Source organism: Pseudophaeobacter flagellatus (genome assembly GCF_021228235.1).
Taxonomy (GTDB): domain Bacteria; phylum Pseudomonadota; class Alphaproteobacteria; order Rhodobacterales; family Rhodobacteraceae; genus Pseudophaeobacter; species Pseudophaeobacter flagellatus.
This window is the reverse complement of the sequence record NZ_JAJQRG010000005.1, coordinates 171,916-188,572: the sequence shown is the minus strand read 5'-3', so window position 1 is coordinate 188,572 and position 16,657 is coordinate 171,916. Positions and strand designations below refer to the sequence as shown.

The window sequence follows — 16,657 nt, the reverse complement described above, 5'->3', positions numbered from 1 at the left end:
GACACCCAACCACAATCTGAAATTGTGCAAATCACAACCCACAACACCAAATAGAAATCCAAAGATGATTGCGAACCTTGCTAAATCCCTGGAAGTCTGGATCCCTACGGCGCTTTCATTATTTTCACTCGCCGTATCATTTGCTGCTATCCGGCGCACCACGCCACCCCCCAAGACGCCAAGGGGATGGACAGAGGTCGTAGGGCTCGGCGAAAAAGGTAGCACCTACCTGGTCTGCATTGAGAACCATACAGACAAGCCGTTTGGCCTCCTGTCTCTAACCAGCACAAGCGGCCCCTTCATGATATCAATAAAGAAGGAGGGGCAAGAAGGGTTTCACAGTGAAGAGCTTTCCGAGATAAAGTTAAACAAACAACTTCTCCCAAATGAACTAATCAAAGAAAAGTTTGCCATACCAATTCTAGCTGAGAGTACCGCCCCTGCCGTCAAAGTGCACCTTTCGACGGGCAGACGTTACCGCAAAAGAGCAACTATCGAAATTCCGATACTGATACCCGAAAGGACGTAAGGCGCCACGTCCTGTAGCACCCACAATAAAATATCCATCCACTCACTCCTCTTCCAGTTAACCCCGCCCGTGCGGGCCTTTGATTCTCCATCAATAGGAGTTTTCTCCTATTTTGTGTTGACGTAGGAGAAAACTCCTATACACTCCCCTTCATCAACCGATGGAGGATTGAATGCAAGACAAATCAAATACCGTGCTGCGCGATGCCCAGCACATCGCAGGATCGCCCGAAGATCACATCGACGATCCTTCCCTGTTCACCACCGCTTGGGCGGCAATGAAGGCCGCGCGCGGGCAGGGCTTTGACCCACAGCGCCTGCGCCCCCAACATCTGATCGACCGCCCCGAACCCTCGCCGGAACCGATCGATCAAACCCTGATCCGGGTTGGCGAAACCGTGCGCTGTTACGCCGAAAAACAGGGATACCGGGTTCAGCGCCGCCATGCCGCGTGATCTGAACCTGCCCCGCCACGCTGCCTGCCCCATCATCCGGCACGGCACTCTGCCGCCCGCATCACAGCGGGCACCACCCCCGCCCCACTAGCAACAACAGGCCTGCGACAAGGAGGACATCGCAGGTCTTGTTTTACCCAGTTTCCGCGCAGTTTCCAATTCTCGCGCGGATAGTGCGGGCGGTTTCAGTCCTCCTCCAAAGAACCCACCGCCCGCACGACAACCAGCCGAGGTCAGATCATGCCCACCTATAGCCTTGCCGCCGCCGCGGTTGAAATTGCTGCCCAGCAGGGTCTTTGCAAAATCCTGAAATTTCAGGATTTTGGCGGCACACTGACCCCGCCTAGCGATGACCCGCAGGACTGGTGGGAACCGGAAACCCTAACACACCGCGCCGAACTGCATGGCATCAAGGCAAGCGCCGACAACTTCTTTGACGCCATCACCGCCTGGACCGCAGCCGCCCATAAGGCTGGCACCCGCAACCGCCGCGCCACCGATGGCAGGCCGGATTGCCCCTACAACGGCCAAGGCCTCGCACCCAGCGCCCCCGACACACCCGCAGCGTGAGCGCTGCGCAGGGGCGCGGCACAGAAAGCCATCACTCACGGACAACCGCCGCGCCCCAACCGATCAACAGGAGGCACCCATGCAACAGATCACCCAGGACAAGGCACCGCAGCGCGCCGCCATGCTGGCCCATGATGTCGCCTTTCAGCGCTACGCAGCCACCCGCAACGGGATGCACGGCGAACAGTTCAGCCCGACAGCAGCGACCGAACACCTGCGCACCGTCTGCCGGATCCAGAGCCGCAAGGAACTGGCCACCGATGCAGAAGCCTTCCACCGTTTTCAGCGCCTGCACACTGATTTTGAAATCAGCGCTGGCCGATTGCCCACCCCACGCTAACCCGAAAGGAACCTCAAGTGATGACCGCTCACCTGCCCCCCGCCATGACCAAGCCGGAACCAAACGATCCCTACAAAATGCGCTCGATCGAACAGATCCTGTCGCTGTTTGATAGCGGTGACTTTCTGCAGCAGCTGATGACAGACCATCGCCAGCTGCAGATCGACCTGCTGGAACACAAGGCCGATCATGGCGCCAAGGGCTGCAGCGGCAGCATGACCATCACCCTGAACTACGCCCTGGGCAATTCCGGCGATGTGGCGATGGGCGCAACGGCCAATTTCAAAGGGCCAAAGAAACCCCCATCCAGCGCCGCCGCCTTCATCAACGATAAGGGCGAACTGACACTCTACAGCCCCTTCATGAAGCAGATGCACCAACCGCGCGATGTCACCGACTACGACCCTGAAACCGGCGAAATCCGAGACGTGGATTAAACAGCCGCGCATTCGCCACCCCACCCAACCTACCGCCAAAGGAAAACCAAATGGCATATGACGTTCCAGACGTAATGCAAAACCCGGCTGAAACCATGCGCAAGGTCATGGAAGAAATCGGCAATCACACTCCAGTCACCTTGCCAGATGCACTGGACCTGACCAAACCCGCCATCATCAGCAGCCCAAAGCACCGCGACACCAAGAACCTGACAGGCGAGATCCGCGCCGCAGCCGAGTATCTGAAACCAAGCCGCCGCAAGGGCACCGCGCAACTGGAAGATCTGCAAAGCCTGATCGACTGGGCCAACCGGTTCAAAGGCGAAACCTCTGCCCTGTTTGCGCGCGCAGATATGACAGCCCCCAAACTGACCTGCATTGCGGATTACCACGCGGGCGGCGCGATCGATCCTATGTCCGTCACTGGCGATGCAACAGCGCGCCATTGCCACCACAAGGCAATCTACAGCTTCCCCTTGTCAGACGAATGGAAGGCCTGGATGAAGATCTCAGGCGAGGCACTGGCCAAGGATGAGATGGGCGAGTTCATCGAGATCCACGCCACCGAGGTCATGGACCCAACGCCCGCGATCATCAAAGGATCTGCATCTGACAAGAACCAAGGCTGGGAAAACCGCCTGATCGAAACTGCAGACAAAATCGAAGGCCGTTTTGGCCAGCTGCACCAGCTGCTGCAGATGAGCCGACAGTTTCAGGTGTTTGAGACCAGCGACCTGAAGGTCAGCACCAACCGAGACACCGGCGAATCCCAGATCAATTTCATGAACGAGCATAAGGACGCCGAGGGCGCACCGCTGCAAATTCCCAATCTGATCATCATCGCCATTCCCGTTTTCCGTGGCGGCGTTCCCTACCGCATGGCCGTGCGCTTTCGCTACCGTAAAAGTGGCAGCACCGTGAAGTTCATCATGACGGTTTTCAATCCTGAGAAATACTTTGAAGCCGCATACCGCGAAGCCGTTGAACAGGCCCAGGAAGGCACAGAGCTGCCGCTTTTCTACGGCAGCCCAGAAGCCAGCTAAGCCCGCCTGATTTCTCTTTCTGCCCCCTCATCACCCGAGGGGGCATCGACAGAAACCAGGAGCCACCATGAAACAGCTAAAAGTTCTTATCGGCTGCGAAACCAGCGGCGAGGTGCGCCGCGCCTTTCTCGATCGCGGCCATGACGCATGGTCCTGCGATCTGCTGCCCGCACAGGACCGCAGCAACCGCCATATGCAATGCGACGTGCGCGAGGTACTGAATATGGGCTGGGATCTGCTCGCCGTGATGCACCCGCCCTGCACCCGGCTGTGCAATAGCGGGGTGCGCTGGCTGCACCAGCCGCCAAAGGGGCGCAGCCTGGCAGAGATGTGGGCGGATCTCGATGAAGGTGCCGCGCTGTTTTCAGCCTGCTGGAATGCGCCGATCGCGCGCGTAGCGGTGGAAAACCCCGTGATGCACAAACATGCAAAACAGCGGATTGAGAACTTTCAGCCCGCTACCCAACATGTGCAGCCCTGGTGGTTTGGGGAGCCTGCCTTCAAGTCGACCGGGCTCTATCTGCGTGGCCTGCCCAAGCTCACCCCCACCAACAAGCTGACGCCGCCAGCGAAAGGCACGGAAGCCCACAAGCACTGGTCAGCTATCCACCGCGCGCCACCGGGCGAACTCCGCTGGCAGATCCGCAGCAAGACCTTCCCCGGCATTGCCAGCGCAATGGCCAGCCAATGGGGTAACTATGCCAGAGATCACAAATTTACCGCCTGACACGACAACCACCCCAGCTGTTACTGCAGCGCGAACCAGGAACCAACAATGACACAGCAACTTATTGCAGTAGATGCTGACGCCCTTTCACGTCTCCAGAATGAACTGACCGAGATCAAGAAGCTACTCCTATCTTCCAAAATCAGTCCGCCGGCTAAGTGGATCACAGTCGCGGAATACGCCCAAAAGGCGGGAAAGTCTGAAGCGACAGTCCGCCGCTGGGTCAGAGATGGAAAACTGGAACGCAACAAGGGGCTGGTCAAAAATCTCGATAGCTAGGTGCTGGCCCTATCCTTCACAATTCCATGCCCGCCACAGATGAATGGCTACGGCCAGCCCGAAGCGGACCTCTCAGAACCAGCGTCTTGCCGTCCAAATGAACCGTGTCTAAGGTCGATCAGATTGAAGCATTTGCATCAAGGGAGAAACAGCAATGAACTTCAACGAAGCTATTTTCCTGATCAAAGAGCTTCCAGTTGGCACTCTAATACCCAAACCGAAATCTGGACAAGCTGAGATCGCAAGGTGGGGGATAAGGAGAAGGTCCCCGGCACTAATCTACCAAATACCCAACCACCAAATACCAACCAATCCCCACAAGAAGGGTGTGACCATCGAAGAATTTCGCAAGGCATTTGAACAACTGATGCAATCGGGCGAATTCAAGCGTTCGTGGTTCGACGTCCACCTTCCTGCCTGTAGCAAAGAGGGGAGCTGCAATTTTACTACCATCGGGGGCATTTTTTCTCTGATCGGGCTGTCTGAGTATGCGGGCCCCGGACGCTATCGCGCTTTAGCGTAGGTAGCAATCAGCCCAAACACGACATTCATTCGAGGTGCAGCGAAATCTCCGCTGCATGTGCGACGGGTTTCCCGAAAGCTGCCATTCAGCAAGCGGCGGCGGCTCTGGCTGATGCTGCAGTCAGCACCAGAGGCAGCGAAGCGCAGATAGCGACCTTTGCAAAGTGGGCGGATCTGGCGACATGGCGAGCGATCCATGCGGCAGGCGCACAAGGAAGAGCTGACCTTCGCCGCAGGCGCAGCCGCCGACCACCTTCGAACGCCGGGGATGCGGGACAAAGCTGCCTTTCTTTCCTTTGCGGCCAACCAACTTGACAGGCATGAAACGGACACTGTTCAGACTTTTGAGATTGTTATAGTCAGGATTGCAACATTCGGGAGGGCCAACAGTGTTTTACAAAGCCGCATTGGACATAAACGAAAAAAATGGTCCGCCGAATAAGCGATTCATAAGTTGTGTTCGGTTTGTAGCTGACGAAGCAACGCCAGCCGTCTTTTATCTCAACTCGGAATGGGCAAAACGAGATGTTCTCAGCGGGATGGGTGTCGACCCGAAGCGAATCCCGGAAGAACTGAAACCGATACTCAAACAACATGACCTGGACCCGGGTGACGAAAAGTCACTGGAGATGCCGACATTAGTTTATTTGAAAGAAGGTGCTTGGGAACGGACACCAGATTCCGAAACCGGAACTATGTCAGGCCTTACAGTCCCTAAACGGGAATTCGTGCTTTCAACTTCAGAGGTAGTTCACCGAGCCCATCTTAAAGATAGTGGATTGAACGCACAGACAGCAATTCTCTGCCTTGCGGCCGTAGGGTTAGATATCATGCTTCCCAACGTAAACTTCGAACTCGCTGCTGACGAAGAAATTGAGCGAGTAAAAGAAAAACTGAAGGATGAGCGACATGGCTACCTTGAGGTCGTAGCCAAGTTGGCTGACCAATCCTATCTTCGGCTGAAAGATGGAGACTACATAGATGTCCTTAGGTGGGCGGAAAGCGAAGCCGCTTTCAAGTTGGCGCCAAAGGCGAGAATTCTCGAGGAAGCAGTCTCATCGCTGGCTGCTCGTCAATTGAGGCAGGCGGGATATTCATTTTGGAAAGATGGCGTCCCAGCAATTGGAGCAGCATACATTTCAGGTGGCTTGGTTCCTGCTGGTGCGGTCGGCGCTCAAGCCGCGCTAAAATCCCTAGTTAAAACTATTGGTGCAAACAGATCGGAACGCGTAATACCCGAAGTTTCCTACGCAATGAAATTGAGTAAGGAATTGCAGAAATAGGAACGCGAATCAGCCGTATTTCCGGGTGCTGACAAGTATGCTGCCAGCGAGATTCGCTGCAATTATGACTGGATTCAGCATCTGTCAACTTGGGCTCAAAACTGACTTGCGGCGACGCGACATCCCAGGCCCAACGCTTCGGCACCAGGCACCCATCGCGAGAAAGCGGCAGCCAGTCCAAACCGGACCTCCAGCCTGCTCTATCAGATCGCCGGGGTCGCTCATGCCGACCGGGCGGGATACTGACTTTAGCTGCATTTGATGCAAAGACCCGAGAAGCGCGGAAGAGCGGAAGAGCGGACTACTTGCGCCTCATCTGCCTTCATCAGGAAAGTACTCCGAAGTACATCTCGGAAGACAAATCTGCGCCTCGCAATCTCGCGGTAGAAAAACCCGCACCGCCGACCCAGATAGTGTCGGTCCAATGCAGCCCAAGTGGCCTAGTTGTCCAGAGCATTCCATCGGCGCAGTTTTGCGCCTGACGGCCAGAACAGACTGCGGCGGAGACACCCAAAAATCAAACGCATCATTTGCAACCGGTGCAAGAGATGCTGCAAGAAAATAGACGATGTTGATCATCAGCAATGCTGTGAAAGTCAGATAGGCACGCAGCAGAAAAGCATGCGCCATCTTGATGTTGGTGATCTTGGTGTTGACCCCCTTTTGGTTCAGTCGGCCGCAAAGCAGCGCTTGCCGCGCGAGTTCTTGAGTGGGTTCACTACTCTTCCAAGCCTTTACAAGATCAGAGACCCCAATACGGTACGTAATGGAGACTTCCAGCACCCGAAAGGCCCAGACACCTACATTGGACGCATAGGCCACAGCTGCACCCAACCCGAGCATATTAACCCAAGTTGGAGCCGCGCCCATCTTCTTGTCCCAGACCGCCGTCGCGAGCGTCACTATCAAAGGCACGAGTGCAGCCACCACAGCTAAATAGGTGGTAGCTTTCTGATCGGCACCGCGCCGACGCTCATCCTCGGCATCAGAGAAGCGCCGGGCCTCATCGACTGCCGCGTCGCTCGCCGTACTCAGTTCGAGCGCCTCAATCGACTTTTTGTCGCGGGCAAGCCGCTCCTCTTCCTGCTCTTTGTCTGTAGGCAAGAGCTCGAGAACCGGCCACAACCATTCTCTCAAAGATTTTAGCCGTTTCATGCAGCGATGCTCATAATCTCGTCGATGATCGCCGATGAGAGCATCGCTCCCGTGCGGCGCTCAATCCAAGCCCACTGCCCATTCGGGTTAATTTCAAGAAACCAATAACGGTCCGCAGTGTCGCGGATGAGATCGATGGCGCCGTAACGTAGGCCCAAAGTTTTCGTGAGAGAAAGGCAACGGTGCGCGAGTTCATCGGGCAATGAGACCAGCTCGTGCGGAAGATCAAGCCGGCTGCCTCGGCGCCAATCAACTTGTGTTTCCGCTTCCTGCTGCGAATGAATGGCGACAGCGAATATCTTGCTCCCGATCACAGTTACGCGAAGGTCATGTGCTTTGGCGATCTCGCGTTGATAAATGACTGGAGCCAGTGCCACCGCGGCGCGATCATCGGCATCAAGTGTGCCAAGCCGCTGCGTAAACAGGACCTCTCCGTTTGGTTCAGTTTCGATGAGAGCGTGGCGAAGTGGTTTTCCTACCGCCGGCCCTTCTGCAATAAAAGTGGCTGCCGCATTGAAATCGTTGCCGATCATTGTCTCTGGAACACTAAATCCAAGCGCATAGGCCTCGCTGAGCTGCCTTGGTTTGTCCTCAGCGCGCAGGATGGCAAACGGTGAGTTAAGCCAACGGCCCTCGAGCGCATTCCAGAGAGACCGAAGCACCGCCGACCACTCGTTGGCGATGTAATCTCGAGTTGCAGCATCTCCTGCGGCTTCGGGCACTTCGGGAGCGCCAGGGCGCCGATAATAGCCAGCCTTCACCTCACACAATTTCAGGACTGTATCGCCGAAGCGGAGCACCCACCCGGATTTCGGCTCAAAGCGGACAATCGCACGAGGCAAGTCCTCACTGTTAAGTCGAAAGAAGGGAATCTCTCGCCGCTTCAACTCCAATACAATGAAATCAGTCGTGATGTCGCGCTTATTGGTGACCAGTAATATCAATGGAAAAGCTCTCTGATTAAATTTGGGTTCTCTTCACCGTGTTCGCTTTCAGTCAAATAATGAAGCGATAACCCAATTTAGTAATTCTTATAGGTCGCCCGAGGGTGAACGTGAGGTTCCATGCCAACAGCGCTTATCTCATCATCGCTTTCTCTCTGAACATCAGTCTTAGTCGCGAGCTCCGGCAAAATAAAGGATCGGGCAAAATCCTCAGAGAGGACACCTTCGTTAACCTCATCGTCAGTTTCAGACTGAATTGCGGTTTTGGTCACAATCTCTGCGAGCAACCCGAGGCGCTGAGATGCATTGATATGCTCATCATCTGTCTCCTGCGAAGTCTCCGTCTTTGTAACTATTTCAGCAAGCCGTCCGAGAGATCTATCGGCAAAGATCTCTTCGTCGTCGGTTTCCGCTGCCACCTTTGTTGAAGTCCTGATGTCGAGCAGTGCATCCTCGGCGGTAGTAATGATCGGCTGGCTCATGCCGTCAGCGACCACTGTCCAGACGCCTAGGGCAGGATCGTAGTTGCCTGGAATCTCGGGTCCCGTCACGCGCCGCGTTGCAGTGCGGAACAGCAAGGGGAGCACGGGCGGAGAGGTGGGTGTCTCAGTTCTCATCTACAACCTGATAATTATTGCAATATTGAATCCGTGAAAATCCTAGGAAGTGAATAGTAGTATAGCAACGATATGGCTACTGGCGATGGCAAAGCAACCCTGCATCTTGAGCTTGCGGCTCGAAGTCGGCATCAGACGTGAATTACGGACCTGATTAATACCAATATCCCAAGGTAACCTCGTTCGAACAGTTGAGATCGAAGTGAAAAAATCATTGATTTGAAGGAGGCTGCAAGACTGCTTGGGCCGACCTACGGCTCTCTAGTGTCTTGACGGGAAAGGTCCGCTTCGACGGCTGTGCGCTGCCACGAAACCACGAACGCCAAGGTTCGGTCTGTGCAGTCTGTGCCTCTCACGACCTTCCGCTGACTACAACTTTGCAAAGTCCACTTTTGCGCACAGCCGACATAGGTGACAAAACTTTTGGCACCTAATCCAGGCGCTTAGCCAGCTCTTCGGCGCTTTCATTGTAATAAACCCGCAGCTGCCGCAAATCCGTGTGCCCCACCATTCGGGCAAGCGCTAGCACATCAAGCTTGGTTGACAGTGCAGTAATGGCGGCATGACGGGAATCATGAAACGTCAAGCCCGAGACCGCCGACCGATCCCTCAGCTTTCGAAACAAGACATCTAATTGACGCGATGAAAGGCCAAACACCGGATCAAGATCCGGCAACGCCCTTAGCAACTCAACAGCCCTGGTCGACAACGGCACCTCGCGAGGCCTGCCGTTTTTGGTATGCACCAAAAGAGCCACCCGCCGTTCCAGATCCACCCGATCCCATTTCAGCCCCGCAATCTCGCCAGCACGCATGGCGCTTTCCATTGCGAACTTAAACGCATGAAAGGCCCGCGCCGTGGCTTTGCTCAAATCCTCCCCCGCACTAATTTGCATTGCCTCAATCTCCGCAGAGGTCGGCAATCGATCACGCGGCTGAGGCTTGGAGGGCTTGCGGACATCGCTGATGGGGTTTATTGAAATCAGCTCCCAATCGCGCCGCGCGACAGTCAACACCGAAGACATGAGCTGCATTTCGCGAATAACGCTTGCCGGGGCGACCTCCTGCAGCCGCAGGTCTCGCCACTTGGCAAAATCCTTCGCAGACAGATCCTCCAGGCGAATTTTGGCAATAGGGTCTCGCCCAAACTTCTCCAGCCTGATGACTTCCCACCTGTGACCGCGTTTCGATGGCGACACCTCGCGCGCATAGCGGTTGAACACCTCACCCAATGTCAGCTTGGCAGCGATCTTATCGCCGTGCAGTATCTCATATTCCGCCCGAGCAGCCCAATCTTTGGCCTCTTGCTTTGTCAGAAATACCTTTGACTTTCGGATACCATTGCGGGCAACCTCGGCCCGGTATCCTGATTTTAGCTTACGAATAGACGCCATGAATTACGCACCGTGCGGAAAATATGCGTAAACGAATACACATTCCTGCACATCATGGCCAGCCAACCAATGCCGCCAAATCTACAAAGCTCTTATTTTGTAAGGAAAAACGTTCAAAACCGTTCATATCGGTTTAGATGTTGGTGCGGTCGAGAAGACTCGAACTTCCACGGGTGTTACCCCACAGCGACCTCAACGCTGCGCGTCTACCAATTCCGCCACGACCGCACGATCTAGGCTTGGTGAGGGCGTATTAGACGAGCCGCACTCAGATGTGAAGAGGCTAATTCAACCTTTGTGCAAGTTTTGGCGAAAAGCAAAATCAACGGCCGGACAAGACAGCCGACCGTTGAATTATCGCGTCAGATCGCCCCTGAACGTCAGTCCGAAGAGAAGGTTGGCAGTGCCGTACCGCTTGCTGCAGCGGGGACTGGCTGCACCATTGCGCCACCGCTCAGGCCAGCAGAGGCCGCCTTGATCAATCCGGAGCGTTCCGGCTGACCCGGAGCAAAGACCGGCTCGGCACCAGCCTCAAGCGCGGTGAGCGCAAGCCCGTACCAATCCTGCGCCCGGGCGGTGGATTTCTCCACTCCAAACCCCTGCGACAGATGATGGCCAAGCAGTTCTGCATAGGGGCGCTGACCGATGCCAACCATGATCAGAGCCGCCCCAAGCGCGACCTCCATATTGTCGCGGCGATAGCCAGAGAACATGCAGATCCCGGCGGTATTGGCCAACTGCTCAATCGACATGTTGGATTGCAGCACGAACTTCTGCACCTCGCCAACCAGCGCCTGGCTCGAAGATGTGCCAAGCTTGGCCAGAAAAGGCTGCACCGCAGGCCCAAAGGCATCACATTGGCTATCGACCTGCGCCTGGGTAACGCCCCCCAGCTTGGCCACCATGCCTTCACCAGAGTTGATTGCATATGACCGGGCCAGGCAGAACTGCTCTCCCAGGGCCACTTCAGGGTCTGTCATGGTCGCCGCCGTCATGTAGCCACCATTAGAACCGGTGAGCAGGCTGAGCTTGCTACACTGGCTGGCCAGCGACAGGGTCGCGGCGGGTGCCGCTGGGGCAGCAAAGAGCTGGATGCCGGCAAGCGGCTGCGCCGGAGCTGGCGCTGGAGCGGTCGCAACCGGTGCTGGTGCCGCAGCGGTCGGCGCAGGAGGGGCCGTGGCCGTGGCCATCACCGTGCCACCTGGCGCTGGGGCCGCCGGGGCGGCAGCGCTGGCCATCTGCGTATCTTCGTTCATCCGGCAGACGCCCTGATGACAAGAGAAACTCGCCGTGGTGACTCCGCGCGCCATGAAGTCATTGCGCTGATAGCCCTGGGGCGTCGAAGCAAAGACCATGACCGAACAATGCGTTGCCCCACACCAGAAGGAACTGCCCGAGACAGAGGTATCGATCATATAGTCGTTTTTGCCATCGCCGTTCAGATCGGCCAGATGCATGAAGCCAGAGCGCTGCAACAGCTGTTCGGCACTGGGATCAGAACTGGCGGCGATCTCATCCACCGCTTGGCTCACCTCAATGGGCATGCCGCCATATCCCGATCCGCTATAGCTCAACCCGGTGCTACGCACCCCTGCGGCCTCGTCGCGCCAGACATGCAGCAGCCCGCGCACGCCTTGATTGCCCTGCATCGCCTTGATGACCTGTGGCCCGCCAATCTGCGCGCGACTATAGGATGAGACCAGGAAATCGCGTTCATAAGGGGTCAGCTCGCCGGTTGTGGGAAGGCCCATAAAGGCCTGATACTGCCCAATTGCGGTGCGCGACTTGCGCCCCATGACCCCATCGGGTGTACCCGCAGGAAAGCCAAAATAGTTGAGCGAGGTCTGGGTTTCGCGGTTTTGCACCCGCGCCGCAGAATAGGTGCTGGAGGTGCTGCGCCGCGTGGTGCGATTGTTGCGATTATTGCGCTGAACCTCGTTGACAATGGCACCGCCAATCAGCCCCCCCACAAGGGCCGCGCCCAGATTATCGGCAGCAACAGAGCCTGCCCCGGATGTAAAAACAATTGATGCGGCCAATGCCGTCTTCAGTGACTTTGATAACATGCCACTCACCCCTTATAGATCTCATGAATGGAATCAGGATAACAAATTTGCCTTTGTGAACCTAATGATTTCACCAGCAATCCGAGGTCAGGGTTTCCAGGCCGTAACCAAATAGGACAGCATTTTATGGTTGAATGGATCACGTCGGACAGTCTGGTCGACTATGAAACGGCTATTTCATTTATGGAAGACCGGGCTGCACAGATCGCTGCGGGCACTGCAGAAGAATGCATCTGGCTGCTGGAACACCCGCCGCTTTATACCGCCGGCACCTCGGCAAAAATCGAGGATCTGACCGATCCGGATCGGTTTCCTGTCTATGCCTCCAAACGCGGCGGCCAATACACCTATCACGGGCCGGGCCAACGGGTGGTCTATGTCATGCTGAACGTTGCCAAACGAGGCCATGACGTGCGCCGTTTTGTGCAAGAGTTAGAGGCCTGGGTGATCGGGGCGCTGGCGGAATTCAGTCTCACGGGGCATATCCGCGAGGGACGCGTTGGCGTCTGGGTGGAACGCCCCGACAAGCCACGGCACGCGGATGGCACCCTGGCTGAAGACAAGATCGCCGCCATCGGCATCCGCCTGCGCAAATGGGTGAGCTTTCACGGAATTTCGATCAATGTCGAACCCGATCTGGCGCATTTTGGCGGCATCGTGCCCTGCGGCATCCAGGAACACGGCGTCACCAGCCTGGTGGCTCTTGGGCTACCTGTCACCCTGGCAGATGTTGATGTGGCGCTGAAGCGCAGCTTTTACGATGTTTTTGCGGCGGAGATTGCCTGAACTCGGGCAGGCGCCATCAGGGATCTGATCGCGCCTGCCAGGGGATTTATGCGCGGGCGCTATACGTCGGACAGGGCGGCGCGGATCTGGGCGGCATGGGCGACGATCACCTCGCGCTCTGCCATCTTTCCGGGTCGGCGCAGCCTGTCGCCTTCGTGGCGTGGCAGAATGTGGAAATGCAGATGGAAAACCTCCTGCCCGCCCGCCGCTTCATTGAACTGTTGCAGCGTCACCCCATCGGCCGAAAAGGCCCGCAGGACCGCCTGGCTCAGCTTTTGCACCGTCGCCATCACCGCCGCCAGCTGTTCGGGACTGGCATCCAGCACATTACGGCAGGGTGTCTTGGGGATAACCAGCAGATGTCCATCGGCCCGCGGCATGATATCCATGAAGGCCAGTGTTTCGTCGTCTTCATAAACGCGTTCTGCCGGAATCTCCCCGCGCAAGAGCTTGGCAAAGATGTTTTCTGGGTCATAGGCCGTCATCACGGGCGCTCCTTGATTGCTAGGTCATGCCATGGTTTTGCGGGTTTGCGCCTGCGGGTCAAGTCTTGCACAGCCCAGTCGCTGCAGCGCCCCGTCGCGTCCCCCAGCCTGGCACCCCCGGTCTTGGCAACCTGCCCCAAACGCCCTGGCCGCGACCAATCTGGGGTGGGGCCATAGGATTTGGCAAAAAGGCTGTCAAAAACAAGCCCCCGCGACAATTATTCTTGATCCAGATCAAACTCCGCCATTGAAGGCCACAACACGGCACACTAAAACCGCATATGAGTCTATGGCCACCCGGAGTGTTTCCTGGGGCCGAAAGTTATGCAACAGGAGGCACCTAATGGCAGACGCAGCCATTCATGGTCACGGCCACGAAGACGAGCGCGGTTTTTTCACCCGCTGGTTCATGAGCACGAACCATAAGGATATCGGCATTCTCTACCTGATCGTTTCGGCGATTGTTGGTTTCATCTCTGTCGGGTTCACCGTTTATATGCGGCTTGAACTGATGGATCCCGGCGTTCAATACATGTGTGCAGAAGGCGCCCGCTTCTTTGCGGATGCTTCCAGCGAATGCACCCCGAACGGTCACCTTTGGAACGTGTTGATCACCGCCCACGGCATCTTGATGATGTTCTTCGTGGTGATCCCGGCGCTGTTTGGCGGCTTTGGCAACTACTTCATGCCACTGCAAATCGGCGCGCCCGACATGGCCTTCCCCCGGATGAACAACCTCAGCTTCTGGCTTTATGTGGCCGGGACCTCGCTGGCGGTTGCCTCTGTTCTGTCGCCTGGCGGCAATGATCAGCTTGGCTCCGGTGTTGGCTGGGTTCTTTACCCACCGCTTTCTGTCAATGAAGGCGGCTATTCGATGGATCTGGCGATCTTTGCGGTGCACGTATCTGGCGCCTCTTCGATCCTGGGGGCGATCAACATGATCACCACCTTCCTGAACATGCGTGCCCCTGGCATGACCCTGTTCAAGGTGCCACTGTTCAGCTGGTCGATCTTTGTCACCTCCTGGCTGATCCTGCTGTCCCTGCCTGTTCTGGCTGGCGCAATCACCATGTTGCTGATGGACCGCAACTTTGGCTTCACCTTCTTTGATCCGGCCGGTGGCGGTGATCCGATCCTGTATCAGCACATTCTGTGGTTCTTTGGTCACCCCGAAGTCTACATCGTGATCCTGCCGGGTTTTGGTATCATTTCTCATGTGATCGCCACCTTTGCGCGCAAGCCCGTGTTTGGCTATCTGCCCATGGTCTGGGCGATCATCGCAATTGGTGTTCTGGGCTTTGTCGTTTGGGCGCACCACATGTACACCGTTGGCATGTCCCTGAACCAACAGGCCTATTTCATGCTGGCCACCATGGTCATCGCGGTGCCCACAGGCGTTAAGGTGTTCTCCTGGATTGCCACCATGTGGGGCGGTTCCATCTCGTTCAAAGCACCGATGATGTTTGCCTTCGGCTTCCTCTTCCTGTTCACCGTTGGTGGTGTAACCGGGGTGGTGCTGAGCCAGGCCGCTGTGGACCGTGCCTATCATGACACATACTATGTGGTTGCACACTTCCACTATGTCATGAGCTTGGGTGCTGTGTTCGCGATCTTCTCGGGCATCTACTTCTACTTTGGCAAGATGACTGGTCGGCAGTACAACGAGCTGGGCGCACAGATTCACTTCTGGATGTTCTTCATTGGTGCCAACCTGACCTTCTTCCCCCAGCACTTCCTGGGTCGTCAGGGCATGCCACGTCGCTATATCGACTATCCCGAAGGCTTTGCCTACTGGAACAAGATCTCGTCCTATGGCGCCTTCCTGTCCTTTGCATCCTTCATTCTGTTTTTTGGTGTGATGATCTATTCGCTGCTGCGCGGCGCCCGGATCACCCAGAACAACTACTGGAATGAATACGCCGACACTCTCGAATGGACCCTGCCCTGCCCACCACCAGAGCATACCTTCGAGATCCTGCCCAAGCAGGAAGACTGGGATAAACCCCACGCCCACTAAGGTGACGTGACACATAATTAATAAGGCCCTGAAGCATCCGCTTCGGGGCCTTATTCTTTGGCCATTCACTGCATGGAGCTGCCTGCTTGAAAAGTCGGCAGGGACATAGATAAATACCAAGACCACTTCGTCAGCACCGCGCCACTAATAAAGCCCCCCGATGCCCTATTCCTGGATCACCCCACCGCCAAGCACCGCTAAGGCCCCCTGCGAAATGCACCTCTGGCCGCATCAGTCACTGCCGCCAAAAGGCTACGCACGCTTCATTGCAATAACCGCGCTGCTGATCGCCCTGCCACTGCTGGTCTTTGCCGGGTCTGCAGTGTTTTGGGGGCTTCTACCCTTTCTGGTCGTGACGCTGTTTGGCATGAAATGGGCGCTAGACCGCAACCGCCGCGATGCCCAGGTTATCGAAGTCCTGACAATCGACACCGCCGAAGCCAGGCTGGCGCGGCGTAATTCGGATGGCACGCAGCAAAGCTGGCACTGCAATCGCTACTGGGTGACGGTGGAACTACACCCCACGGATGGCCCCGTGCCCAACTATATCACGCTGCGCGGTGGCAACCGCGAAGTGGAAATCGGCGCGTTTTTGTCTGAGGATGAGCGCAAGGCACTCTATGACGAGCTTATGGGCGTTTTTTGACTGCGAAACTGTCGGCTAAAAGACGACTGTGCGTGACAAAGCCGCCATTTCATCACGGAAGCAGATCGACCAAGATGGCGTTCAACGTGGAGCCTGACTGGCGCAACACCGCAAGCGTTTGGAAGGCATCAGAATTCCAGAAACTCCTGGCATGGGCACGGTCCGGGAACGAGATGACGAACGCAGCATCCGGCAGCGGTTCACTCCCTTCCATGGTCTCGGGATCGCCGCCGCGTACCAGAAATTGCCCCCGATGCTCTTCAACGACCTTGGGAATTTTTGCGAAGTACTCGCCCATCCAATCCCTGTTATGGATTTGCATCCTACCAATAATAAAGGCTTTCATGCTGCTACCTCCCCCAGG

Annotated in this window: 20 protein-coding genes and 1 tRNA gene; 13 read left to right on the top strand and 8 right to left on the bottom strand. The window is 56.3% G+C overall.

Translation table 11 applies throughout. The features are described from left to right. Positions 1-64: 64 nt before the first annotated feature. The 10 genes from LRK71_RS11725 (at position 65) to LRK71_RS11680 (ending at position 6,184) form a co-directional block, all read left to right on the top strand. Entirely contained in the window at positions 65-529 is a 465-nt protein-coding gene (locus tag LRK71_RS11725; protein ID WP_232403922.1) for a hypothetical protein, read from the top strand. Between the two features lie 172 nt (positions 530-701). Next, positions 702-983 (top strand): hypothetical protein, encoded by a 282-nt coding sequence (locus LRK71_RS11720; RefSeq protein WP_232403920.1) that lies wholly within the window; start codon positions 702-704, stop codon positions 981-983. 240 nt (positions 984-1,223) lie between these two features. Then, a complete protein-coding gene (locus LRK71_RS11715; RefSeq protein WP_232403917.1) occupies positions 1,224-1,553 on the top strand; it encodes a hypothetical protein in 330 nt (109 codons plus the stop codon). A 79-nt stretch (positions 1,554-1,632) separates the two neighbouring features. Further along, positions 1,633-1,893 (top strand): hypothetical protein, encoded by a 261-nt coding sequence (locus tag LRK71_RS11710; RefSeq protein WP_232403915.1) that lies wholly within the window; start codon positions 1,633-1,635, stop codon positions 1,891-1,893. A 20-nt stretch (positions 1,894-1,913) separates the two neighbouring features. Beyond that, complete coding sequence (locus tag LRK71_RS11705) at positions 1,914-2,330, top strand: hypothetical protein (RefSeq protein WP_232403913.1); 417 nt, start codon at positions 1,914-1,916, stop codon at positions 2,328-2,330. A gap of 50 nt (positions 2,331-2,380) precedes the next feature. Further along, complete coding sequence (locus tag LRK71_RS11700; RefSeq protein ID WP_232403911.1) at positions 2,381-3,373, top strand: DUF2303 family protein; 993 nt, start codon at positions 2,381-2,383, stop codon at positions 3,371-3,373. Positions 3,374-3,440: 67 nt separating this feature from the next. Continuing rightward, entirely contained in the window at positions 3,441-4,100 is a 660-nt protein-coding gene (locus LRK71_RS11695) for a hypothetical protein (RefSeq protein WP_232403909.1), read from the top strand. A gap of 48 nt (positions 4,101-4,148) precedes the next feature. Further along, entirely contained in the window at positions 4,149-4,379 is a 231-nt protein-coding gene (locus LRK71_RS11690; protein ID WP_232403900.1) for a helix-turn-helix domain-containing protein, read from the top strand. 154 nt (positions 4,380-4,533) lie between these two features. Further along, a complete protein-coding gene (locus tag LRK71_RS11685) occupies positions 4,534-4,902 on the top strand; it encodes a hypothetical protein (protein WP_232403898.1) in 369 nt (122 codons plus the stop codon). 388 nt (positions 4,903-5,290) lie between these two features. After that, positions 5,291-6,184: a hypothetical protein gene (locus tag LRK71_RS11680; RefSeq protein ID WP_232403896.1), complete on the top strand. Its 894-nt coding sequence runs from the start codon at positions 5,291-5,293 to the stop codon at positions 6,182-6,184. 312 nt (positions 6,185-6,496) lie between these two features. Here the strand turns inward: LRK71_RS11680 and LRK71_RS11675 are convergent, their stop codons facing one another. The 6 genes from LRK71_RS11675 to LRK71_RS11650 form a co-directional block, all read right to left on the bottom strand. Beyond that, positions 6,497-7,339 carry a hypothetical protein gene (locus LRK71_RS11675; protein ID WP_232403894.1) on the bottom strand — a complete coding sequence of 281 codons (843 nt, stop codon included), beginning with the start codon at positions 7,337-7,339 and terminating at the stop codon, positions 6,497-6,499. Next, positions 7,336-8,283, bottom strand: a complete 948-nt coding sequence (locus LRK71_RS11670; RefSeq protein ID WP_232403893.1) for an MvdC/MvdD family ATP grasp protein — start codon at positions 8,281-8,283, stop codon at positions 7,336-7,338. The genes LRK71_RS11675 and LRK71_RS11670 overlap by 4 nt, the downstream gene beginning before the upstream one ends. A gap of 77 nt (positions 8,284-8,360) precedes the next feature. After that, positions 8,361-8,900: a hypothetical protein gene (locus LRK71_RS11665; protein WP_232403890.1), complete on the bottom strand. Its 540-nt coding sequence runs from the start codon at positions 8,898-8,900 to the stop codon at positions 8,361-8,363. Between the two features lie 430 nt (positions 8,901-9,330). After that, the gene (locus tag LRK71_RS11660) at positions 9,331-10,293 is read right to left on the bottom strand and encodes a tyrosine-type recombinase/integrase (RefSeq protein WP_232403888.1); all 963 of its coding nucleotides are present in this window, start codon (positions 10,291-10,293) and stop codon (positions 9,331-9,333) included. Between the two features lie 141 nt (positions 10,294-10,434). Then, positions 10,435-10,521: transfer RNA gene (locus LRK71_RS11655), tRNA-Leu, on the bottom strand. A 152-nt stretch (positions 10,522-10,673) separates the two neighbouring features. Beyond that, positions 10,674-12,359, bottom strand: a complete 1,686-nt coding sequence (locus tag LRK71_RS11650) for a peptidoglycan-binding domain-containing protein (protein WP_232403885.1) — start codon at positions 12,357-12,359, stop codon at positions 10,674-10,676. 126 nt (positions 12,360-12,485) lie between these two features. Here LRK71_RS11650 and lipB point away from each other — a divergent pair, with 126 nt between their 5' ends. Further along, positions 12,486-13,145, top strand: coding sequence for a lipoyl(octanoyl) transferase LipB (gene lipB, locus LRK71_RS11645; protein ID WP_232403878.1), 660 nt, complete (start codon positions 12,486-12,488; stop codon positions 13,143-13,145). A gap of 59 nt (positions 13,146-13,204) precedes the next feature. On the opposite strand, the gene LRK71_RS11640 is transcribed toward lipB, so the two are convergent. Beyond that, on the bottom strand, positions 13,205-13,630 hold the full coding sequence (locus LRK71_RS11640; RefSeq protein ID WP_232403877.1) for an HIT family protein: 426 nt from the start codon (positions 13,628-13,630) through the stop codon (positions 13,205-13,207). Positions 13,631-13,973: 343 nt separating this feature from the next. Here LRK71_RS11640 and LRK71_RS11635 point away from each other — a divergent pair, with 343 nt between their 5' ends. Together LRK71_RS11635 and LRK71_RS11630 are read left to right on the top strand one after the other, a co-directional pair. Next, complete coding sequence (locus LRK71_RS11635) at positions 13,974-15,647, top strand: cytochrome c oxidase subunit I (RefSeq protein WP_232403875.1); 1,674 nt, start codon at positions 13,974-13,976, stop codon at positions 15,645-15,647. A gap of 160 nt (positions 15,648-15,807) precedes the next feature. Next, positions 15,808-16,293 carry a DUF2244 domain-containing protein gene (locus LRK71_RS11630; protein ID WP_232403873.1) on the top strand — a complete coding sequence of 162 codons (486 nt, stop codon included), beginning with the start codon at positions 15,808-15,810 and terminating at the stop codon, positions 16,291-16,293. Positions 16,294-16,345: 52 nt separating this feature from the next. Here LRK71_RS11630 and LRK71_RS11625 read toward each other — a convergent pair whose 3' ends face one another. Further along, entirely contained in the window at positions 16,346-16,639 is a 294-nt protein-coding gene (locus tag LRK71_RS11625; protein WP_232403863.1) for a DUF1330 domain-containing protein, read from the bottom strand. Positions 16,640-16,657 lie beyond the last annotated feature (18 nt).